Source organism: Pantoea wallisii, from assembly GCF_002095485.1.
Classification (GTDB): domain Bacteria; phylum Pseudomonadota; class Gammaproteobacteria; order Enterobacterales; family Enterobacteriaceae; genus Pantoea; species Pantoea wallisii.
On the sequence record NZ_MLFS01000039.1, the window covers coordinates 15,279 to 37,643 of the forward strand.

Below are 22,365 nucleotides of genomic sequence, written 5' to 3' on the forward strand. Positions count from 1 at the left end.
TGTCACTCAGTATGGCATGGCGGGTTACTAAAGCGGCACTTCAGCACCAGCATCACGCTGGTGAGCACGGCGGGAATCGCCAGCAGTAAAAAGATTTGGCTGAATGACCAGCCCAGCGACAGCAGTTCTGCGCCGGCAAAGGCGCTGATGATGGCACCCACGCGCCCGACGCCGTGCATCCAGCTGGAGCCGGTGGCGCGCGCATGAGTGGGATAGTAGCTGGCAGAGAGCGCATTCATGCCGGTATTGGCACCGTTAAAGCAGAAGCCGCTGCAGAAGGCGATGCCGCTCATCAACCCAACCTGCGCGGGAGAGAATCCCAGCGCAACGATGGCGATGCCACCGCAGAAATAGATGATGGCCAGTGCCAGGTTGGCGTTGATGCGGTCCATCAGCCAGCCGGCAAATAACGACCCCACCGTGCCGCCCGCCTGATACATCGCCGTGACGATTGCCGCTTCCGTCACCGACATGCCAAGCGTATTGATCAGCGAAGGCAACCAGCTGCCAATCAAATAGACCAGGAACAGGCCCATAAAATAGCCGCCCCACAGCATCGTACTGCCAAACAGGTAACGGCGTGACAGTACCGTTGCCACCGCACTGTGTTGAGCCGCTGGCGGTTCGCTGCGGTGGAAATCACAGCCCGGTGTCACGGCGCCCGGCAGCATCCGCTCCAGCACCGCATGAATACGCGTGGCGGGCGCGCGACGGCTAATCAGAAAACGAACGGACTCCGGCAGGCCGCGCAGCAGAAACGGCAGGACCAGCAGCGGCAGTACGCCGCCCATGAACATCACCGAGTGCCAGTCATAGCGTGGCAGCAGCCAGGAGGCAGCAAAACCACCGGAGGCCGCGCCAAAGGTGAAACCGCAGAACACTACGGTAATAATGAACGAGCGGCGCCGCTCTGGTGCATACTCCGCCACCAGCGTGCCGACGTTAGGCATTGCCGCGCCCAGCCCCAACCCGGTCAGAAAGCGAAACACCATCATCTGTTCGATGTTCTGCGCCATCGCCGTGGCCAGCGTCCAGAGGCCAAAAAACAGCACGCTGAGCAGGATCATGACCCTGCGGCCGTAGCGATCGGCCAGCGGACCGGCCACCATCGCCCCTAGCGCGAGGCCAATCAGAGCGGCGCTGATCACCGCGCCCAGTTGATGATTGGTTACGCCCCAGCTGGCTTTAAGCGTTGGCGCGATAAAGCCCATTAGCGCAATATCCATGCCATCCAGCGCCACCACGATGAAGCACAGTGCAATTAAGCGTTTTTGCCAGCGGCTTAGCGCACGCTGATTAATGAGCTGGCGGACGTCTGGGGCTTCAACGCTGGTCACGGTACCACTCCTGCACTTTCATCGTTTAATCATCAGTTTTGGTAAAAAAAACGGCGCTTATGATAGCGCATCGTTAACAATAACCGTCACCCTTTTTAAGTGAAATTGAGAATTATTCAAACTTTGCATGCATAACGCGTTGATATGACAGAGGGTAATAAGACGGGTGCAACCGTGTTTTATCAATAAACCTTGTAAAACAGGGAGTTATTTTCCTGCGGTACATCGTGCTGATTTGTTAAGATGATTCTGCAACTAAGTTAACAAAATTTTAATTTAACGGTTGCTGAGGCAAGGTATAACTCACTATGTTTGAGGCTATGAATAAAAATAATCTTTTTAATCAGCGCATTCGCCTGCGCCATCTGCACACCTTTGTTGCCGTTGCGCAGCAAGGTACTCTGGGCCGCGCCGCTGAAACCCTCAACCTCAGCCAGCCGGCCCTCTCAAAAACGCTTAATGAGCTGGAAGAGCTGGCCGGAGCGCGGCTGCTTGAACGCGGGCGCCTTGGCGCGCAGCTCACTACGGCCGGTGAACAGTTTTTAACGCATGCGGTGAAAGTGCTGGATGCGCTCAACCATGCCGGTCAAAGCCTTAACGCGCCGGCTCCCGGCCGGCCGGTGGTTATTAGGTTGGGTGCGCTCACCACTGCGGCGATGGGTATGCTGCCACAGATCCTCGACCGCTTTCATGAGCAGCAGCCCAATACCACGGTTCAGGTTGCTACGCTGCACAACAATGTGCTGCTGGCGGGACTGCGTGCCGGTGAGTTTGATATTGGCATTGGCCGCATGGCAGGCAGTGAGATGATGGCCGGACTGACCTATGAGCTGCTGTTTCTGGAGTCACTCAATCTGGTAGTGCGCCCGGAGCATCCGCTGCTAAGTGACAATGTCACCCTGTCGCGCGCGATGCAGTGGCCGGTAGTGATTTCGCCTGAAGGGACCGCGCCGCGCCGTATTGCCCAGCATATGCTGGAGGAACAGGGCTGCTCACTGCCGGCAAACTGCGTTGAGACCTCTTCAACCTCACTGGCACGGCAGCTGGCGCTACGCTATGACTACGTGTGGTTTGTCCCTTCCGGCGCGGTAAAAGAGGATTTGAGTCACCGCGCGCTTCAGGCGCTGCCAATCGCCTCTCCGGGGCCCGGTGAGCCAGTGGGGATCATTACCCGCAGCGGTAGCCACCTCAATCTCAGTGCAGAAGTACTGATGGCGACAATCCGTAAATTCCATAGCTAGCGGCTGCGCTTTGCATGCCGCTCCCGGTTATCCAGCCGCGCTTTATCGGTTTTACGCAGGCCGACATAGAGCGCGCCTGCCCCGCCGTGCTGCGGCTGCGCCATACAGAATGTCTGCACATCATCAAACTGCTGTAACCAGCGCGCAACATAGCTGCGAACGATATTGGCATGGGATTCGTCATTGCCCCCTTTACCGTGAATGATGAGCAGGTTGCGCAGGCCCTGCTTATGCGCTTCCAGCATAAAACTGAACAGCGATTGACGGCAGGTCTCTACTGGCTGCCGCAGCAAATTAAGGCTGGCGTCGAGATCATATTTTCCCAACCGCAGTTTATCCAGCACGCCCTGCTGGATACCGTCGGCTTTGTACTCCAGCGGCGTGGTGAGCGGGATGATCTCGAGAAAGCCGCGCGTCAGAAAGTTCTCTGGCGGTGCGTCTGGCTGCGTTTGTGCTGCTGCCTTCGCTGAGGGCACGCGCAGCCACTGTGTATTGGCGCAATTTTTCAGTGGCGTTACATCGCCCATGGCATCCCGAAACAGATCTTCATCATCAAGGTTCATGGTGTTCACTCCTGCCGGGTGTTGAACTGGGCCGATTGTCAGGCTTAAAAGCAAAATCTTAGCAAAGGTTATTGCACATCACATCTGTCACTTTTTGCGCAGCGGCAATAGGGGGCCACCTGTAAAAATGGCAAGAAATCGTTCCAGATCAAATCAGGCACCGCGGTATGTATGCTTCAAAGCCGCGAATACACAACATTTGTGAGGTTTTGATCATTAATACTGCTCGGATGAGTTCACATAGCAGGGAAAAATGTTAAAATTGACCGCAGTCAATAATCATCGAGCGTACCTATATGATTCCGGAAAAACGCAGCATTCGACGTATTCAGTCTGGCGGTTGTGCCATCCATTGTCAGGATTGCAGTATCAGCCAGTTGTGTATTCCTTTCACGCTGAACGAACATGAACTGGATCAGCTGGATAATATCATTGAGCGCAAAAAGCCAATTCAGAAAGGCCAGACGCTGTTCAAAGCCGGTGATGAACTGAAATCGCTTTATGCTATTCGCTCCGGCACCATTAAAAGCTACACCATTACCGAGCAGGGCGACGAACAGATTACCGGCTTCCATCTGGCGGGTGATTTAGTCGGTTTTGACGCCATCGTGGGGGCGCATCACCCCAGCTTCGCGCAGGCGCTGGAGACCGCGATGGTGTGTGAAATCCCGTTTGAAACCCTTGATGACCTCTCCGGCAAAATGCCCGCGCTGCGTCAGCAGATGATGCGTCTGATGAGCGGGGAGATCAAAGGCGATCAGGATATGATTCTGCTGCTGTCGAAGAAGAATGCCGAAGAGCGCCTGGCGGCGTTTATCTGGAATCTGTCACGTCGCTTCGGCCAGCGCGGCTTCTCTCAGCGTGAGTTTCGCCTGACCATGACGCGTGGCGACATCGGTAATTATCTGGGACTGACCGTCGAGACCATTAGCCGTCTGCTGGGTCGCTTCCAGAAAAGCGGCATGCTGGCGGTCAAAGGCAAATATATCACCATTGAAAACCACGCACTGCTGGCCGAACTGGCCGGTCAGGCCGATCAAGCCGCGTGAGATTAATGCCGGGTCAGTAAATGTTATTTTGTTGATCCGGCAACAACTTTTCCGCTTCTGCCCTGCGCATTCTTAGGCTATCTTTAATCCAACTTCGCTTTGGTTTGAGGAGACTGCTTATGTCCCGTTATCAAAATATCCTGGTTGCGATTGATGCTCAGCAGGATGACCAGCCCGCGCTGCGCCGTGCGGTCTATCTTAATCAACGTATCGGCGGAAAAATCAAAGCCTTCCTGCCTATTTACGACTTCTCCTACGAAATGACCACCCTGTTATCGCCCGATGAGCGTGCCAATATGCGCAAAGGGGTGATCAGCCAGCGCACCGAGTGGATTCGCGAGCAGGCCCACGCTTATATTGAGGCCGGCGTAGAGATTGAGATTAAAGTGGTGTGGCATAACCGCCCTTTCGAAGCCATTATCCAGGAAGTGCTGGCACATCAGCACGATCTGGTGCTGAAGATGGCGCATCAGCACGACAGGCTCGAGGCAGTGATTTTCACGCCTACCGACTGGCATCTACTGCGTAAATGTCCCTGCCCGGTGTGGATGGTAAAAGATCAGCCGTGGCCGGAGGGTGGCAAAGCCGTGGTGGCGGTGAATCTGGCGAGCGAAGAGCCTCACCACGATGAACTGAACCAAAAACTGATCCGTGAAACGTCGCGGCTGGCGGAGATGGTCAATCATACGGAAGTCCATCTGGTTGGGGCTTATCCAATTACCCCTATCAACATTGCCATTGAACTGCCGGATTTTGATCCCAGCGTGTATAACGACGCGATCCGCGGCCAGCATCTGGTGGCGATGAAAGCGCTGCGCCAGAAGTTCTCCATCAGCGAAGAGTTTACCCACGTGGCGAAAGGGTTACCGGAGGAGGTCATTCCGGATATCGCTTCGCATCTGGATGCCGGGATTGTGGTGCTGGGCACCATTGGCCGTACGGGCTTGTCTGCGGCATTTCTCGGCAATACCGCCGAGCAGGTGATCGACCATCTGCGCTGCGACCTGCTGGCCATTAAGCCTGATGATTTCAAATCGCCGATCGATTACGACGACGAAGAGGATGAAGACGATTAAATGATCAGGGCGGCCACACTGGGCCGCCCTGCTGTTTCTGGCATCAATCAATCTATAATGCCCGCAAAATACCCTCAACGCTGGCTTTGGCATCGCCAAACAGCATCTGCGTGTTCTCTTTGAAGAACAGCGGATTCTGCACGCCGGCGTAACCGGTGTTCATCGAACGCTTAAATACGATGACATTCTGCGCTTTCCACACTTCCAGCACCGGCATGCCGGCAATCGGGCTGCGCGGATCTTCCTGCGCCGCCGGGTTAACCGTATCATTGGCGCCGATCACCAGAACGGTATCGGTATCGCTGAAGTCATCGTTGATCTCATCCATCTCCAGTACCACGTCATACGGCACTTTGGCTTCCGCCAGCAGCACGTTCATGTGGCCCGGGAGACGGCCTGCCACCGGATGGATACCGAAACGCACCTTGATGCCGCGCGCGCGCAGTTTCTCGGTGATCTCCGCAACCGGATACTGCGCCTGCGCCACCGCCATGCCATAGCCAGGGGTAATGACAACAGACGTAGATCCTTTCAGCAGCTCAGCCGTCTCTTCCGCCGTGATCTCACGGTGCTCACCGGCCTCTTCATCTGCATCACCGCTGCTGACATCGGTACCAAAGCCACCGGCAATCACGCTGATGAATGAGCGGTTCATCGCTTTACACATAATGTATGAGAGGATGGCACCGGATGAACCGACCAGCGCGCCGGTCACGATCAGCAAATCGTTGCTGAGCATAAAGCCTGCCGCCGCGGCTGCCCATCCGGAGTAGGAGTTCAGCATTGAGACTACAACAGGCATATCAGCCCCGCCAATCGAGGCCACCAGGTGCCAGCCGAACACCAGCGCGATAACCGTCATCAGCAGCAGAGCAAACACCTGCGCGCCGCTGCTGGCGGTCTGCACAAACCACAGCATCAGCAGGAAGGAGACCACCAGCGCAGCAAGGTTCATTTTGTGGCGGTGCGGCAGCATCAGCGCTTTTGACGAGATCTTGCCGCGCAATTTGCCGAACGCCACGATCGAGCCTGTAAAGGTCACTGCCCCGATAAAAATGCCAAGGAACACTTCGGTAAGGTGAATGTTCTCCATCACCGGCGCCAGCCCTGGCGCGTGATCTATATAGCTGTTGAAACCCACCAGCACCGCAGCCAGGCCTACAAAGCTGTGCAGCACGGCCACCAGCTCTGGCATTTCGGTCATTTCGACCTTTTTCGCCAGGCGGATACCGATCGCTCCGCCGATGACCATGGCCAGCAGAATCCAGGCCACGTTGCCGCTGTCAGGACCAAAAATAGTCGCCAGCAGCGCAATCGCCATCCCGCTGATACCAAACAGATTACCCTGCTTTGAGGTCTCATGCTTTGAGAGACCGGCAAGGCTGAAAATAAACAGAATTGCGGCAACAATATATGCTGCAGTCACTAATCCGCCAGACATGTTGTTACCCCTTAATTCTTACGAAACATTTTCAGCATGCGCTGGGTGACGGTGAAACCACCGAAGATATTGATGCTGGCAATCAGAACGGCGATGAACGCCAGGAACGTCACCCAGCCGCCGTGGCCCATCTGCAGGACCGCGCCTACAACAATGATGCCGGAGATGGCATTGGTCACTGACATCAGCGGCGTATGCAGCGCATGGCTCACGTTCCATACCACGTAGTAACCCACCACGCAGGCGAGCGCAAACACGGTAAAGTGCGACAGAAACGCCGGTGGTGCCACGTTTGCCAGGCAGGCAAACAGCACTACCGCCAGCGCCAAAAGCATATACTTGCGCCACGGTGAGGCCGGTTCAGCTTGCGCTTTAACCTGTGGCTGGGCGGCGGGCTGGGCGGCTTTAGGCGCTGCGGAGACCTGAATAGGCGGTGCGGGCCAGGTGACCTCACCGTCACGAATTACCGTCACGCCTCTTACAACGACATCCTCGAAATCAACGGTGATTTCACCATTCTTCTCTTTGCACAGCAGTTTCAGCAGGTTCACCAGGTTGGTGCCGTACAGCTGAGAGGATTGGGTTGGCAGGCGGCTGGGGAGATCGGTGTAGCCAATAATCTTCACGCCGTTATCGCTCAGCGTAACCCGATCGGCCACGGTCAGCTCGCAGTTGCCCCCGGTGGCGGCAGCCAGATCGACAATCACGCTGCCCGGCTTCATGCTGGCAACCATCTCTGCCGTAATCAGTTTTGGTGCAGGTTTGCCCGGGATTAGCGCCGTTGTGACGATAATATCGACCTCTTTCGCCTGCGCCGCAAACAGGGCCATTTCCGCCTTAATAAAAGCTTCAGACATCACTTTGGCGTAGCCGTCACCGCTGCCAGCTTCCTCTTCAAAATCCAGCTCGAGGAATTCGGCGCCCATGCTCTGCACCTGCTCTTTCACTTCCGGGCGGGTATCGAAGGCGCGCACGATAGCCCCTAAACTCCCCGCAGCACCGATAGCCGCCAGACCAGCAACGCCGGCACCAATGACCATGACTTTGGCCGGTGGCACTTTGCCGGCAGCTGTGATCTGGCCGGTAAAGAAGCGACCAAACTCGTGGGCGGCCTCTACAATGGCGCGGTAGCCGGCGATGTTGGCCATCGAACTTAGCGCGTCCAGAGACTGAGCGCGGGAGATACGCGGCACCGAATCCATCGCCATGACCGTGACGTTACGGGCGGCAAGTTTTTCCAGCAGCGCGGGGTTTTGCGCCGGCCAGATAAAGCTCACCAGCGTACTGCCGGCACGGGTCAGCTCAATTTCGCCTTCGTCAGGCGCATTCACTTTCAGCACAATGTCTGACCGCCAGACTTCTGACGTGGCGCTGATGCTGGCACCGGCGGCGATAAAGCTCTCATCGTCAAAGCTGGCGCGAACGCCGGCGCCCTGCTCAACGGTAACGCTGAAGCCCAGCGTGATCAGCTGCTCAACGGTCTTCGGCGTTGCAGCAACGCGCGACTCATTGGCTAACCGCTCTTTGGGTATCCCGATTAACATACTGTTTCCTTTCAATAATTAAAGGATGAGTTCTGTAAGCGGCACATGTTCAAAAGCCGAAACGGTGTTTCAGCTTTTTATGAACAAAATGCGCAATGTAACAAAGTCTTTATAACCTACTGAAAATGTGAAGGGCGATCCACAGCGATAATGCTTACCGATGACATTCACCCATATATTCAGATGTGAACCGCGAAAGCCATGTTATGACACTGCATTTGTGACAATCTTAAAAATATTATGCTGCGCAAAAACGTGTCATGTCGAACATAGTGTTTTTAAAAACCTTTAATTAACAATGTGTTAACTATTTCAGCGCTAAGCCTTACCAGATATAACGATATATGGCGCATAAGCAGGCCCTATCAGCTCCGCATGACAGGCTGATGAATATTTCACTGTAATTGTCAATCGTATGCGCATAAATTGGCTGAGACAGGCCGATTATTACATGCAATAATCAACGGCTAATCTGTTATACATCAAGAGTCCAGCACGTTTTCGTACTCAATTTGCGTAAGGCGAAGGATCATTTTTATGAAGCTCAAGAACACCCTTCTGGCGTCGACCCTGTTATCACTGCTGGCAGCCAATGCGTTTGCTGCTAAAGAGTTAACGCCAGAACAGGCGGCCGCATTAAAACCATTCGAACGTATTAATATCAGTGGCCGCTTCAATGCAATCGGCGATGCGACCGATGCCGTATCCAAAGCCGCCGATGCAAAAGGCGCAGACTCTTTCTATGTACAGGGTATTAACGACAGCAACGGCAATGGCGGCAACTGGCGCGTCACCGCAGATCTGTTCAAAGCCAATGCCCCGAAAGCCGAGACCGCCACGCAATACCGCATGTTCAACGGTGTAAAAGAGTTACCCAAAGCAGAAGCGTACCGCCTTGAGCCGTTTGATACCGTTTCCGTCAGCGGCTTCTTCTCCAGCCAGCCTGATGTAAACGAAGCCATCGCCAAAGCCGCGAAGAATAAAGGTGCCGCTTCGTTCTTTATTGTGCGTCAGGTGGATGCCAATAACGGCGGCAACCAGTATGTCACGGCCTATGTTTATAAAGCGGATGCCAAAGCGCGCGTTGTACAGGATACGTCGGACACTATTCCGGCAGATTCTGAAGCCGGTAAAGCGGCGCTGGCAGCAGGCGGTGCAGCGGCGAAGCGAGTGGCCATTCCTGGCGTAGCCTCTTCAGATACGCCAAGCACCAAAGTGGGCCGCTTCTTTGAAACGCAGAGCTCCACCGGCCAGCGTTACACTGTCACTCAGCCGGATGGCCGCAGTGTTCAGGAAGTGAATGCCATCACGGCCGCACAGATGCAGCCGTTTGATACCATCACCTTCTCCGATCACTTTGGTACGCCAACTGAGATCTCGGAAGCCGTGGGCAAACGCGCGATTGCCAAAGGTGCCAAGTATTACCACGTTACCCGTCAATGGCAGAACCAGAGCGGCGGCAACCTGACCGTCACCGCAGACCTGTTTAAGTAAGCCTCAGGCAGGGCGATGCGCATCGCCCTGCTGTTTGCATAATCCTTATGCGAATCTGCATAGTCTTGCATTGCCTTCCCTTTTCGCTCTCCGTAAAATCTGCCGCCTGTTTCAGGGCATTCCGTTTTAAAGCCGGCGCGTTACTGCGCTACACTTCTGCGGAATAGTCACTACCCAGCATACTCTGCTACTCAGGAAGGGCGTTTTGGATAAAAAATTAGGTCTTAGCGCGCTCACCGCGCTGGTTCTCAGCTCGATGCTTGGTGCCGGTGTGTTCAGCCTGCCACAAAACATGGCGGCGGTTGCCGGCCCGGCGGCACTGTTGATTGGCTGGCTCATTACCGGCGTGGGTATTCTCTTTCTTTCACTGGCGATGCTGTTACTGACGCGCCTTAAGCCCGATCTGGATGGCGGCATCTTCACCTATGCCCGCGCCGGGTTTGGTGAGCTCATGGGTTTCTGCTCCGCATGGGGTTACTGGCTGTGCGCGGTCATCGCCAATGTCTCTTACCTGGTTATCGTCTTCTCCGCTCTGAGTTTCTTTACCGATACGCCAGATCGCGTCATTTTTGGCGATGGCAATACCTGGCAGGCGATGCTCGGCGCCTCCATTCTGCTGTGGCTGGTGCACTGGCTGGTGCTGCGCGGCGTGCAGACCGCAGCCAGCATTAATCTGCTGGCAACGCTTGGTAAACTGGTTCCGCTGCTGTTATTTGTGGTCCTGGCGCTGCTGGCCTTTAATTACGATCGTTTCCATTTTGATTTCAGCGGTACGGAGCTGGGCCAGCCGCTGTGGCAGCAGGTTAAGCAAACCATGCTGATTACCCTGTGGGTATTTATTGGTGTCGAGGGCGCAGTGGTGGTCTCTGCCCGCGCACGGCATAAAAAGGATGTCGGGCGCGCCACGCTGCTGGCGGTCCTTGCGGCGTTGCTGGTCTACCTGCTGGTGACCCTGCTCTCGCTTGGCGTGTTGCCGCGCGCAGAGCTGGCGCAGATGCGTAATCCCTCTATGGCCGGCCTGATGCAGCATCTGCTGGGTAGCTGGGGCAATACGGTGATCGCCATCGGCCTGATTATCTCGGTATGTGGTGCCTACCTGAGCTGGACGATTATGGCCGCAGAAGTACCGCTCCTGGCGGCCCGGCAAGGGGCATTTCCGCGCAGCATCGCGCGCCAGAACCGTCATAACTCTCCGGCAGCCTCGCTGTGGCTGACCAACGGTAGCGTGCAGGTGTGTTTGATTTTGATTGCGCTTACGGGCGCAGATTACAACACGCTGCTGACCATCGCCTCAGAGATGATTCTGGTGCCCTATCTGCTGGTTGGCCTGTATCTGATCAAGGTGGTACGCGGGCAGAATAAGCCGCTGGCGATGTTGACCGGCATCGGCGCCAGCACATACGGCCTGTGGCTGCTCTATGCGTCCGGGCCGCTGCATCTGCTGCTCTCGGTGGTGCTGTATGCGCCGGGTCTGATGCTGTTTCTGTTTGCACGTCGCGGCGGTCGCGGTGAGCAACGGCTGTCACAGCTGGAACGGATGGCGATGGTGCTATTGATGGCGGCGTCGCTGCCCGCACTGTGGCAGCTTACGCAGTAATCAGTGCGGCTGTACGGGAATGGACACGCACAGCAGATCGTTCTGCTGTGTGAGGTTGAGCGGCTTGTGATACTCCTGATGGATAGCATCAAGCTGCTCAGCAGAGAGCGGATACGGCAGCTGTATGTCGAAGCGACTAATGTGCTGCTGCTCTGCCAGCGTAATCAGACGGGCGATATTAATCTCGTCGCTGACCTGCGTTGAAATGATTTGTAATGCTAATTCTTTCAGATGGTCGTCGCTGGCTTGTAAACTGTGTGCGGATTTACGTGTCACCATGCCAAAGATTGGCATTACACCGTAAATGGCGTCGACAAAGCTCCAGCGTTTTTTGCAGGAAGCGGAGAGAAAATCACTGTAATTGAAGCAGATGCGGTCACTGTATCCGGCTGAAGCCAGCTCTTTATCAGACACCCTCGCACTCCTCCTGTTTTCAGTACGGTTCCGAACCCTGCGCGATAACGCGCCGCTAATAATGGCACATTTCACGGTGTACATACCAGTAAGACAAGGATAATTCGTGCGGTAGCGTAGAGCTCAGGTCCGGGAAAAGCTATGCTGCTGACATCTTCAGCTATTACAGAGAATTATGAACAAAATCGTCTATGTGGAAGATGAGCCGGAAGTCGGCGAATTGATCGCGGCCTATCTCGGCCGTCACGATATTGAAGTGATTGTTGAGACGCGTGGCGACCGTGCGGAAGCCACCATCCTGGCGGCCGATCCTGAACTGGTGCTGCTGGACATCATGCTGCCGGGTAAAGATGGCATGACGCTGTGCCGCGATCTGCGCGCCCACTGGCAGGGGCCGATTGTGCTGCTGACGTCGCTGGACAGTGACATGAACCATATTCTGGCGCTGGAGATGGGCGCCAATGACTACATTCTGAAAACGACCCCGCCGGCGGTGCTGCTGGCGCGGTTACGTCTGCATTTGCGCCAGGCGCAGGTGGGCAAACCAGAGGTAACGCCGGAGAAGCAGCGTTCACAGAAGGTGCTGCGCTTCGGCTCGCTCACCATCGATTCGCTGAATCGTCAGGTGACGCTCTTTGAAGAGAACATTACGCTCTCGACGGCCGATTTTGATCTGCTGTGGGAGCTGGCCAACCACGCCGGCCAGATTCTTGACCGTGATGCGTTGCTGAAAACCCTGCGCGGCGTGAGCTACGACGGCATGGATCGCAGCATTGATGTGGCGATTTCACGCCTGCGCAAGAAGCTCTACGACAGCGCGACCGAACCCTTCCGCATCAAAACCATCCGTAACAAAGGCTATCTGTTTGCGCCGCAGGCCTGGGATACCCCCTCCTGATGAGAAAGCTCTTCATTCAGTTTTATTTGCTGCTGTTTGTCTGCTTCCTGGTGATGACGCTGCTGGTCGGGCTGGTGTACAAATTCACCGCCGAACGCGCAGGCAGGCAGTCCATGAATGACCTGATGGCCAGCTCACTGTTCCTGATGCGCAGTGAGCTGCGCGAGATCCCGCCGCGCGACTGGAACAAAACCATCCGCAGCCTCGACCTCGATCTCTCGTTCGATCTGCATATCGAACCGATGAGCAAATACCAGCTGGATGACGTTGACATGAAACGGCTACGCGCCGGTGAGATTGTCGCGCTCGATGATCAGTACACCTTCCTGCAGCACATTCCACGCAGCCACTATGTCCTCTCCGTGGGCCCGATCCCCTACCTGTTTTACCTGCACCAGATGCGCATCCTTGATGTCGCGCTACTGGCGTTTATCGGTATGTCGCTGGCGCTGCCGGTGTTTATCTGGCTGCGCCCGCACTGGCAGGAGATGCAGCGTCTGGAGAAGGCGGCGCAGCGCTTTGGCCGCGGCGAGCTGGATGTGCGTACCCATTTTGAGAGCACCTCCAGCCTGCACAGTCTGGGCGTGGCCTTCAACCAGATGGCAGAGAACATCAATACGCTGGTCGCCAGTAAAAAGCAGCTGATAGATGGCATCGCGCATGAGCTGCGAACGCCACTGGTGCGCCTGCGCTACCGGCTGGAGATGAGTGATAATCTTACCGCTGCGGAATCTGCAGCGCTGAATCGGGATGTTGGCCAGCTGGAGAGCCTGATTGAGGAGCTGCTGACCTATGCACGCCTCGATCGCCCGCGGGTCGATCTCAATCTGCAATCGTTCGATTTGGCGCAGTGGCTGCGGGTACACATTGAGGATGTGCAGGCGATGAATCCGCAGACGCAGATTACCCTGGACATCCCGCAGCTGGAAAACGTCGGCTCCGCTGATACGCGCCTGATGGAGCGGGTGCTGGATAATCTGGTCAATAACGCACTGCGTTACGCTCAGCAGCGTTTGCGGGTCAGCCTGTGGTTTGATGGCGCAATGGGCCATCTGCAGGTCGAGGATGATGGCCCGGGTATTCCGCCGGAGGAGCGTGCCCGGGTGTTTGAACCCTTTGTGCGTCTTGATCCCAGCCGCGATCGCGCCACCGGCGGCTGCGGACTTGGGCTGGCGATTGTGCACTCCATCGCTCAGGCACTTCAGGGCGATGTTTCGATTGAGAGTAGCCCACTGGGCGGAGCCAGCGTTCGCTTTCGCTGGCCGGTTGACCTACCCTTGCGGGATCTTGCACCGCGCTTACCGTCTTAAGGAGCTTTTACATGACCACTGCTTATCAGGAACTTTGCCGCACCTTCCAACGCCTCTCCCGCTTCGGGCATTTGGGGGCAATCGCCGGTGTGGACATGCAGACCACCATGCCGCCGGGCGGCAGCCAGGCGCGCGGTGAAGCGATGGCCGAACTGAGCGTCTTTATGCATGAAATGCTCACGGATAAACGTCTCGGCGGGCTATTTGAGGCGGCGCAGCAGGCCTCGCTGAACGATGTTGAGCAGGCCAACCTGTATGAAATGCAGCGCGCGTGGCGCCAGGCCACGCTTCTGCCGGCATCGCTGGTGGAGGCGAAATCGCTGGCCGGCTCCCGCTGTGAGCACGCCTGGCGCAGCCAGCGCCCGGCCAATGACTGGCAGGGTTTCAGCGCCAACCTGAAAGAGGTAGTCAGGCTGAGCCGTGAAGAGGCGCAGCTGCGTGCGGAGGCGCTGGGCGTCTCGCGCTACGATGCTTTGCTGGATGTATTCGAGCCCGGCATGACCAGCGCGCAGCTCGATCGCACCTTTGGCGATCTGAAGGGCTGGCTGCCCGATCTGCTGCAGCGAGTGGTAGAGAAGCAGCAGCAGGCGCCGATCGCCACGCCGGTCGGCCCGTTTGCCATCGAATCGCAGAAACAGCTGGGTTTGAGCGTCATGTCTACGCTGGGCTTTGATTTTAACCATGGCCGTCTGGACGTTAGCGCGCATCCGTTCTGCGGCGGCGTGCCGGAAGATGTCCGGATCACTACGCGTTATAACGAAAACGATTTTCTCAGTGCGCTGATGGGCGTTATTCACGAGACCGGCCATGCGCGTTATGAGCAGAATCTGCCGATCCAGTGGCGCGGGCAGCCTGTAGCGCAGGCGCGTTCTACTGCAATGCATGAATCGCAAAGTCTGTTTATGGAGATGCAACTGGGCCGCAGTGCCGCTTTCCTGCAGCATATCCATCCGCAGGTGGTGGCGCTGATGGGCGACCAGCCCGCGCTGACGCCACATAACTTTGTGCGCCTGACGCAGCGCGTGCAGCCGGGCTTTATTCGTGTCGATGCCGATGAGCTGAGCTATCCTGCGCACGTCATTCTGCGTTATGAGATCGAACGCGCACTGATTGAAGGCGACATTGAGGTCGAGGATATTCCGGCGCTGTGGGATGAAAAGATGCAGCAGTCGCTGGGCATAGATACGCGGGGCAATTACCGTGATGGCTGTATGCAGGATATCCACTGGACCGACGGCGCTTTCGGCTACTTCCCGACCTACACGCTGGGCGCGATGTATGCCGCCCAGCTGTTCCAGGCCGTGAAGCGGGCGATCCCTCAGGTTGATGAACTCATCCGTCAGGGCGAACTGCAGCCGGTGTTCGACTGGTTGCAGCAGAATATCTGGCAGCACGGCAGCCGCTTCCCGACAGAACAGCTGCTGCTTAATGCCACCGGCGAAGCGCTGAATCCGCAGCATTTCCGCCAGCACCTCGAACAGCGCTATTTGTCTGAGTAAATGCCGCTTGGCTGGCGGCCCTGCCGGGTCGCCACGCCAAAAACAGTCACGGCCTGCAGAAAATCCACGCCTCTCCCGCGTTGTACAATCGGTTACACGCCGATACCAATCCCTCACGGAAAGGCTGGACCGTTTTTCATATAGTCTTCTCACCGGCCCCGCAGTGGGCTACACATGAAAAATAGTCCGAGGATTTTGCAATGAAAAAATTATTTGCACTGGTGATCGCCGCTGCTATGGGTCTGTCTTCTGTTGCTTTCGCCGCTGAGACAACTACCGCTGCGCCAGCTGCTGCCGCGACAACTACCGCGCCAGTAAAACATAAAATGACTCACCATAAGAAAGCGGCTGCGCAGAAGGCGCAGGCGGCTAAGAAACACCACAAGGCGAAGAAAGCGCCTGCTGAGCAGAAAGCGCAGGCGGCTAAAAAGCATCATAAAGCCACCAAACCAGCTGCACAGAAAGCACAGGCGGCTAAAAAGCACCACAAAGCCACTAAACCTGCTGCACAGAAAGCGCAGGCTGCTAAAAAGCACCACAAAAAAGTAACCAAGCCTGCTGCACAGAAAGCGCAGGCCGCTAAAAAACATCACAAAGCGAAAAAAGCAGCTAAATAAGGTTGCCGTTGCGCGCCAACACCGCATTATTGATTGAAAACACCCGGTTATGCCGGGTGTTTATTTACTGGAGTAGCGAAAAATGGTGCGTCGCTATCGCTTCGAAATAATCCTGATTGTGATGATTCTATGCGGCCTGGTCGCAGCCAGCTTTTTTATCTGGTCGTTGTAGCGTGCTGATTACTCCAATATTTCTCCCTTTTTTACCGCTCACCGACTATAGTTATCGCTCAAGCGTGATGACAAAACCCTCACTTTATTCTCGCCATTGAGAGAACTATGCGCCTGGCTATCCTGTTATTTGTTGGTCTTTTTAGCGTTAATCTCGCCGCACATGCCGATGATGAAGATGGGCTCAGCCCACAAGAGATCAAAACCCTGTTCTTTGGCAAAGATCACCGTCAGGCCATTACGGATGTCAGCGCTGCCCCGTGGGACGCGATTGGTCAGCTCGAAACCGAGAGCGGTAATCTGTGCACCGCCACGCTTATTTCTGCTCACCTCGCCCTCACCGCCGGCCACTGTTTACTCACGCCGCCCGGAAAATTTGATAAACCGGTGGCGCTGCGCTTTATGGCCGGCGCCAAAGGCTGGCGTTATGAAATTCATGATATTGATGCGCGCGTGGAGCCCTCGCTGGCGCGCCGTTTACAGGCAGATGGCGAAGGCTGGATTGTGCCGCCCGGCGCTGCCCCTTACGACTATGGTCTGGTGATTCTGCACAATCCGCCCTCGGGTATCGTGCCGATTCCGCTGTTTGACGGGTCGCGCAGCGATCTGACCGCGGCGCTGAAAGTGACCGATCGTAAAGTCACGCAGGCTGGCTATCCGGCCGATCACCTTGATACGCTCTATTCGCACAGCGATTGCGTTATTACCGGCTGGGCGCAGCGCGCGGTGCTGTCACACCAGTGCGACACCCTGCCCGGGGATAGCGGTTCACCGCTGCTGCTGAAGCAGGACGATGGCTGGCAGCTGGTCGCCGTGCAGAGTTCAGCCCCTGCTGCGGCCGATCGCTACCGCGCCGATAACCGCGCCATTGCGGTGACATCGTTCAAAGACAAGCTGGAAGAGCTGGCACAGTAAGCCGCAGGCGCCCCGACAGGGCCGCCTGCGTTCATATCACCCCTGCGCCTGACCGATCTGCTCCATCGCCTGCAGAATGCGCTTATCAGAGATGGGGTACGGCGTGCCGAGCTGCTGCGCGAAATAGCTGATACGCAACTCCTCAAGCATCCAGCGAATCGCCTGCACCTCGGCATCATCCTGCCGCTGCGGCGGCAATTTATTGCGCCACGCCTGCCAGGCCTGCTCTACCGCCTGCACTTTCAGCATCCGTGCCCGATCGCTATGCGGATCAACCGGCAGCTTATCCAGGCGGCGCTCAATGCCGTGCAGATAACGCAGCGTATCGCCAAGGCGCTGATAACCGTTCCCGGTCACGAAGCCGCGGTACACCAGCCCGTTCAGCTGAGCCTTGATATCCGCCAGTGCCAGTGCCAGCGTCATATCGACGCGCCCCTTGAGGAACTTATTGATCCTGAAAACGCTGGTAAGGATTTGCTCGACCTGCTTCGCAATGGTCACCACCGTATCATTCAGCTCGGCGCGCACTTTATCGCGTAGCTGCTCAAAGTTCGCCTGCTGCCACGCCGGACCGCCCGCCTCTCCCATCAGCTTATCAACGCCGCAGGCGATACAGTCATCGATCAGATCCAGCACTTTGCCGTAGGGATTAAAGTACAGTCCCAGCTTCGCTTTGTTGGGAAGCTTCTCATGCAGGTACTTGATCGGCGACGGAATATTCAGCAGCAGCAAGCGGCGCTGACCGCGCCACATCATCTTCTGCTGCTCCTGCTCACTGTCAAACAGGCGGATCGCTACGCTCTCTTTCTCATCCACCAGCGCAGGCCAGGCTTTCACCTGATAGTTGCCGCGCTTCTGCTGATAGCTTTGCGGCAGGTCGCCAAAGCTCCAGATGTGCAGTCCACTCTGCTCCAGTCCGTCATCCGCCACTTTTGATAGCGTCTCCTGCACCTTGCCTTTCAGCAGTTGCTTGAGCTGATGCAGATCCTTGCCCTCCTGAAGCTTACGGTTGTGCTCGTCAACCACGCGGAAAGTCATCCTGAGATGATCGGGCACCTGATCCCACTGCCAGGCGTCGCGGTCAATGGTCACGCCCGACATGCGGCGGAACTCGCGCTCCAGCGCATCCAGCAGCGGCGACTCCAGCGCCGTCACCCGCCCCAGAAATGCTTCAGCGTAGTTCGGTGCCGGCACAAAGTTGCGCCGCACCGGCTTCGGCAGTGACTTTATCAGCGCAATAATCAGCTCGCGCCGCACGCCGGGGATCTGCCACTCGAATCCGCTCTCATCGACCTGGTTCAGCAGCGGCAGCGGAATGTGCACCGTTACGCCATCCGCATCGGCGCCCGGCTCAAACTGATAGCTGAGCTTCAGCTTCAGATTGCCCTGATACCAGAAGTTCGGATAATCGAGCTGGCTGATCTTCTCCGCGCCATCTTTGATCAGCATCTGCTTATCAAAATTCAGCAGCTCGGGATTCTCTTTACTGGCCTGCTTCCACCAGCTGTCAAAGTGGCGTGCCGAAACCACGTCGCTGCCAATGCGGCGATCGTAAAAGGCAAACAGCGTCTCGTCATCCACCAGAATGTCGCGGCGGCGCGATTTGTGCTCCAGATCCTCAACTTCACTGCGCAGCTTCAGGTTATTACGGAAGAAAGCGTGGCGCGTTTGCCATTCGCCCTCCACCAGCGCATGGCGAATAAACAGCTCACGGCTGAGCTGCGGGTCGATGCGGCTGTAGTTCACTTTTCGGGCCTGCACAATCGGTAAACCGTAGAGCGTCACCTTTTCGGTAGCCATCACGGCGCCCTGCGCTTTCTCCCAGTGCGGCTCGCTGTAGCTGCGCTTCAGCAGATGCTGCGCCAGCGGTTCAATCCACTCCGGGTCGATGCGCGCGGCCACGCGGCCCCATAGACGGCTGGTCTCTACCAGCTCTGCCACCATGGTCCACTTCGGCGGCTTCTTAAACAGCCCGGAGCCCGGGAAGATGGAGAAGCGTGCGTTGCGTGCGCCGGTGAACTCCTGTTTTTCGGCATCTTTCTGGCCAATATGTGACAGTAACCCGGTCAGCAGTGCGCAGTGCACTTCACGATAGGGCGCCGGCTCACTGTTGACCGGCAGGCCCTGCTCGCGCACAACCTGACGCAGCTGCGTATAAATGTCTTGCCACTCACGCACGCGCAGATAGTTAAGGAAATCGCTTTTACACTGGCGACGGAACTGACTACCGGACAGCGCTTTCTGCTGCTCCTGCAGGTAGTTCCACAGATTCACGAAAGCGAGGAAATCCGACTCTTTATCCGCAAAACGCCGGTGTTTCTCATCGGATGCCTGCTGTTTCTCCACCGGACGCTCACGCGGGTCCTGAATCGACAGGGCGGCCGCGATAATCATCACTTCGCGTACGCAGCCGAACTTCTGCGCCTCCAGCACCATGCGCGCCAGACGGGGATCGACCGGTAACTGCGCCAGATTGCGTCCTGAGGCGGTCAGTTTATAGGTTTCATCTTCGCTGAGGGTGATTGCCCCCAGCTCCTCCAGCAGACGTACGCCATCCTGAATATTGCGCCTGTCCGGCGCCTCTACGAACGGGAAAGCGGCAATGTCACCCAGCCCGAGCGCCGTCATCTGCAAAATGACCGAGGCCAGATTGGTGCGCAGAATCTCCGGATCGGTAAACGCCGGGCGGCTCAGGAAATCATCTTCCGAGTAGAGACGGATACAGATACCTTCCGACACGCGACCGCAGCGCCCTTTACGCTGGTTGGCGGAGGCTTGCGAAATCGGCTCAATCGGCAGGCGCTGGACCTTGGTGCGGTAGCTGTAGCGGCTGATACGTGCGGTGCCCGGATCGATAACGTATTTGATGCCCGGCACGGTCAGCGAGGTTTCCGCCACGTTGGTCGCCAGCACGATGCGGCGGCCGCTGTGTGACTGGAATACGCGGTTCTGCTCGGCGTTCGACAGCCGCGCATACAGCGGCAGAATCTCGGTATGGGGCAGATCGCGCTTCATCAGCGCATCAGCGGTGTCCCGAATCTCCCGCTCGCCGCTCATAAAGATCAAGATGTCGCCGCGGCTCTCCTGGCCCAGCTCATCAACTGCATCAAATATCGCCTGTAGCTGGTCGCGCTCCGTGTCGTCAGCCTCTTCGACGATCGGGCGATAACGGACCTCTACCGGATAGGTGCGGCCCGAGACTTCGATGACCGGCGCATGGTTGAAGTGGCGTGAAAAGCGCTGCGGATCGATGGTGGCCGAGGTGATAATCACTTTCAGATCCGGGCGACGCGGCAGCAGCTCGCGCAGATAGCCCAGCAGGAAATCGATATTCAGACTGCGTTCGTGAGCTTCATCAATGATGATGGTGTCATACTGCAGCAGCTGGCGATCCTGCTGGATTTCGGCCAGCAAAATGCCATCGGTCATCAGTTTAACCTGGGTGGTCTCACTGACCTGATCGTTAAAACGAACCTTATAACCGATGGTGCCACCCAGAGAGGTGTTGAGCTCCTCCGCGATGCGGTTCGCCACCGTGCGGGCGGCCAGGCGACGCGGCTGCGTATGTCCAATCAGGCCTTTTACGCCACGCCCGAGCGCAAGGCAGATTTTAGGCAGCTGCGTGGTTTTACCGGACCCCGTCTCCCCGGCCACAATCACCACCTGATGATCGCGGATGGCGGCGGCAATCTCCTGCTGTTTCTGGCTGACCGGCAGATTTTCCGGAAACGTAATGCGCGGCGTGGCAGCCGTGCGCTGCGCCACGCGCTGCTCAGCGGTTGCGAACTCGCTTTCCAGTTCAGCCGCAATGCCCTGCTGAGCAGCCGGATTCTTCACTTTTGCCGCGCCGTGCAGACGGCGCTGCAAGCGCTGGCGATCGCGCAGCATCAGGTTATCGAGCCGCGTCCAGAGAGGGGCTAAAGGTGACGTAACGGATGATGACATAGTGATGAGTTACCTGTTGTTGCAGCGGCCCTGACAGCGGCGCTCATTGCCGGCGGAATCCCCGGCAGATTCAATCGATTAATGGCCGCCATCATAGCACAAACTGGCCTGACTGACCTGACAAGGCGTGCCACCTTATTCAATAATTTCGAACATAGACCTCGAAATATTACGCTTTTACCGTCCGGAGGAACGCCGTAGAGTGTAACGCATTGAGCGGTAAGCCAACCGCATAACGTACAGGAACCTACCATGAGCAACGTTTTAGTTCTGAAATCAAGCATTCTCGCCGGTTACTCTCAGTCAAATCAGCTGGCTGATTTTTATGCGGAAGAGGCACGCGCTAAAGGCAATGACGTCACCGTACGTGACCTGGCAGCTCAGCCGATTCCGGTGCTGGATGGTGAGCTGGTTGGCGCACTGCGTCCCTCTGACGCTCCGCTGTCACCGCGTCAGCAGGAAGCCCTGGCGCTCTCTGATGAGCTGATTGCAGAACTGCAGGCCCATGACACCGTGGTTATCGCCGCGCCAATGTACAACTTCAACATCCCGACGCAGCTGAAGAACTACTTTGACCTGATTGCCCGCGCTGGCGTGACCTTCCGCTACACCGAAGCGGGTCCGGAAGGCCTGGTGAAAGGTAAGCGTGCCGTGATCCTCTCCAGCCGCGGCGGCATTCACAAAGATACCCCAAGCGATCTGCTGACTCCTTACGTCAAACTGTTCCTTGGCTTTATCGGCATCACCGATGTGAACTTCGTGTTCGCTGAAGGTATCGCTTACGGTCCGGAAGTGGCGACCAAAGCGGCCAGCGATGCCAAAGATGCGATCAAACAGATTGTTGCTGCGTAATTATCATTAAAACAGTGCTATCTGATTTGCCGGGCCTGAGTGCCCGGCTTTTTTACGCCTGAAGCGCGCCTACTGCTTCTGCAGCCACTGCCCGTTAATGCCGCGCACGTACTCGCCGCTGCCGGCACGATTTACCAGCTTTTCGCCGGCGATGCGCGCCACTTCGCTGGTTGTAAGTCTATTTTGCTGCGCCACACGCGCATACTGCTGCATACGGCCCGCATTAATGCGCTTTACCAGTGCCAGCGTCTCCTCATCCTGCTGACGTGCAGCGAGATAGCCGCTCAGCGTTTCGCCGGCGCGCCCCTGCTGGCGCGCGTCATCCAGCGTGAGCGCCCAGGCCGATGGCGTCAGTAACAGCGCCATTACCAGCGCGATGCTGTGACGTTTCATGCTGCGCCT

19 protein-coding genes are annotated in these 22,365 nt (G+C 56.7%); 12 read left to right on the forward strand and 7 right to left on the reverse strand.

The genetic code is table 11. From position 1 onward, the window contains the following. Positions 1–2 precede the first annotated feature (2 nt). On the reverse strand, positions 3–1,337 hold the full coding sequence (locus HA48_RS14085; protein ID WP_128601876.1) for an MFS transporter: 1,335 nt from the start codon (positions 1,335–1,337) through the stop codon (positions 3–5). 320 nt (positions 1,338–1,657) lie between these two features. Here HA48_RS14085 and HA48_RS14090 point away from each other — a divergent pair, with 320 nt between their 5' ends. Next, positions 1,658–2,578 (forward strand): LysR substrate-binding domain-containing protein, encoded by a 921-nt coding sequence (locus tag HA48_RS14090; RefSeq protein WP_128601899.1) that lies wholly within the window; start codon positions 1,658–1,660, stop codon positions 2,576–2,578. On the opposite strand, the gene smrA is transcribed toward HA48_RS14090, so the two are convergent. Then, positions 2,575–3,141, reverse strand: a complete 567-nt coding sequence (gene smrA, locus HA48_RS14095) for a DNA endonuclease SmrA (protein WP_128601877.1) — start codon at positions 3,139–3,141, stop codon at positions 2,575–2,577. The genes HA48_RS14090 and smrA overlap by 4 nt on opposite strands. A gap of 296 nt (positions 3,142–3,437) precedes the next feature. Here smrA and HA48_RS14100 point away from each other — a divergent pair, with 296 nt between their 5' ends. Next, entirely contained in the window at positions 3,438–4,190 is a 753-nt protein-coding gene (locus HA48_RS14100) for an FNR family transcription factor (RefSeq protein WP_128601878.1), read from the forward strand. Positions 4,191–4,309: 119 nt separating this feature from the next. Then, the gene (uspE, locus tag HA48_RS14105) at positions 4,310–5,266 is read left to right on the forward strand and encodes a universal stress protein UspE (RefSeq protein ID WP_128601879.1); all 957 of its coding nucleotides are present in this window, start codon (positions 4,310–4,312) and stop codon (positions 5,264–5,266) included. Positions 5,267–5,318: 52 nt separating this feature from the next. On the opposite strand, the gene pntB is transcribed toward uspE, so the two are convergent. Together pntB and pntA are read right to left on the reverse strand one after the other, a co-directional pair. Then, positions 5,319–6,707: a Re/Si-specific NAD(P)(+) transhydrogenase subunit beta gene (gene pntB, locus HA48_RS14110; RefSeq protein ID WP_128601880.1), complete on the reverse strand. Its 1,389-nt coding sequence runs from the start codon at positions 6,705–6,707 to the stop codon at positions 5,319–5,321. Positions 6,708–6,718: 11 nt separating this feature from the next. Then, positions 6,719–8,251 (reverse strand): Re/Si-specific NAD(P)(+) transhydrogenase subunit alpha, encoded by a 1,533-nt coding sequence (gene pntA / locus HA48_RS14115; RefSeq protein WP_128601881.1) that lies wholly within the window; start codon positions 8,249–8,251, stop codon positions 6,719–6,721. A 537-nt stretch (positions 8,252–8,788) separates the two neighbouring features. On the opposite strand from pntA, the gene ydgH reads away from it, so the two are divergent. Both ydgH and HA48_RS14125 read left to right on the forward strand, forming a co-directional pair. Then, the gene (gene ydgH / locus HA48_RS14120) at positions 8,789–9,745 is read left to right on the forward strand and encodes a DUF1471 family protein YdgH (protein ID WP_128601882.1); all 957 of its coding nucleotides are present in this window, start codon (positions 8,789–8,791) and stop codon (positions 9,743–9,745) included. A 205-nt stretch (positions 9,746–9,950) separates the two neighbouring features. Further along, positions 9,951–11,342 (forward strand): basic amino acid/polyamine antiporter, encoded by a 1,392-nt coding sequence (locus HA48_RS14125; protein WP_128601883.1) that lies wholly within the window; start codon positions 9,951–9,953, stop codon positions 11,340–11,342. Here the strand turns inward: HA48_RS14125 and HA48_RS14130 are convergent, their stop codons facing one another. Next, complete coding sequence (locus HA48_RS14130; protein ID WP_128601884.1) at positions 11,343–11,756, reverse strand: hypothetical protein; 414 nt, start codon at positions 11,754–11,756, stop codon at positions 11,343–11,345. A gap of 175 nt (positions 11,757–11,931) precedes the next feature. On the opposite strand from HA48_RS14130, the gene rstA reads away from it, so the two are divergent. From rstA to HA48_RS14155, 6 genes are all read left to right on the forward strand, one after another. Then, entirely contained in the window at positions 11,932–12,654 is a 723-nt protein-coding gene (gene rstA, locus HA48_RS14135; RefSeq protein ID WP_128601885.1) for a two-component system response regulator RstA, read from the forward strand. Then, the gene (gene rstB, locus HA48_RS14140) at positions 12,654–13,964 is read left to right on the forward strand and encodes a two-component system sensor histidine kinase RstB (protein ID WP_128601886.1); all 1,311 of its coding nucleotides are present in this window, start codon (positions 12,654–12,656) and stop codon (positions 13,962–13,964) included. Before rstA ends, rstB begins: the two co-directional genes overlap by 1 nt. A gap of 11 nt (positions 13,965–13,975) precedes the next feature. Then, the gene (locus tag HA48_RS14145; RefSeq protein WP_128601887.1) at positions 13,976–15,463 is read left to right on the forward strand and encodes a carboxypeptidase M32; all 1,488 of its coding nucleotides are present in this window, start codon (positions 13,976–13,978) and stop codon (positions 15,461–15,463) included. A 200-nt stretch (positions 15,464–15,663) separates the two neighbouring features. Then, the gene (gene asr / locus HA48_RS14150) at positions 15,664–16,080 is read left to right on the forward strand and encodes an acid resistance repetitive basic protein Asr (RefSeq protein ID WP_128601888.1); all 417 of its coding nucleotides are present in this window, start codon (positions 15,664–15,666) and stop codon (positions 16,078–16,080) included. An 82-nt stretch (positions 16,081–16,162) separates the two neighbouring features. Next, positions 16,163–16,252 (forward strand): small membrane protein YdgU, encoded by a 90-nt coding sequence (ydgU, locus tag HA48_RS23040; RefSeq protein ID WP_482809943.1) that lies wholly within the window; start codon positions 16,163–16,165, stop codon positions 16,250–16,252. 107 nt (positions 16,253–16,359) lie between these two features. Beyond that, entirely contained in the window at positions 16,360–17,166 is an 807-nt protein-coding gene (locus HA48_RS14155) for a trypsin-like serine peptidase (protein ID WP_128601889.1), read from the forward strand. Positions 17,167–17,202: 36 nt separating this feature from the next. Here HA48_RS14155 and hrpA read toward each other — a convergent pair whose 3' ends face one another. Beyond that, on the reverse strand, positions 17,203–21,111 hold the full coding sequence (hrpA, locus tag HA48_RS14160) for an ATP-dependent RNA helicase HrpA (protein ID WP_128601890.1): 3,909 nt from the start codon (positions 21,109–21,111) through the stop codon (positions 17,203–17,205). A 252-nt stretch (positions 21,112–21,363) separates the two neighbouring features. Here hrpA and azoR point away from each other — a divergent pair, with 252 nt between their 5' ends. Beyond that, positions 21,364–21,963 carry an FMN-dependent NADH-azoreductase gene (azoR, locus tag HA48_RS14165; protein ID WP_128601891.1) on the forward strand — a complete coding sequence of 200 codons (600 nt, stop codon included), beginning with the start codon at positions 21,364–21,366 and terminating at the stop codon, positions 21,961–21,963. 69 nt (positions 21,964–22,032) lie between these two features. On the opposite strand, the gene HA48_RS14170 is transcribed toward azoR, so the two are convergent. Next, positions 22,033–22,356, reverse strand: a complete 324-nt coding sequence (locus tag HA48_RS14170) for a YdbL family probable chaperone protein (RefSeq protein ID WP_128601892.1) — start codon at positions 22,354–22,356, stop codon at positions 22,033–22,035. Between the last annotated feature and the right edge of the window lie 9 nt (positions 22,357–22,365).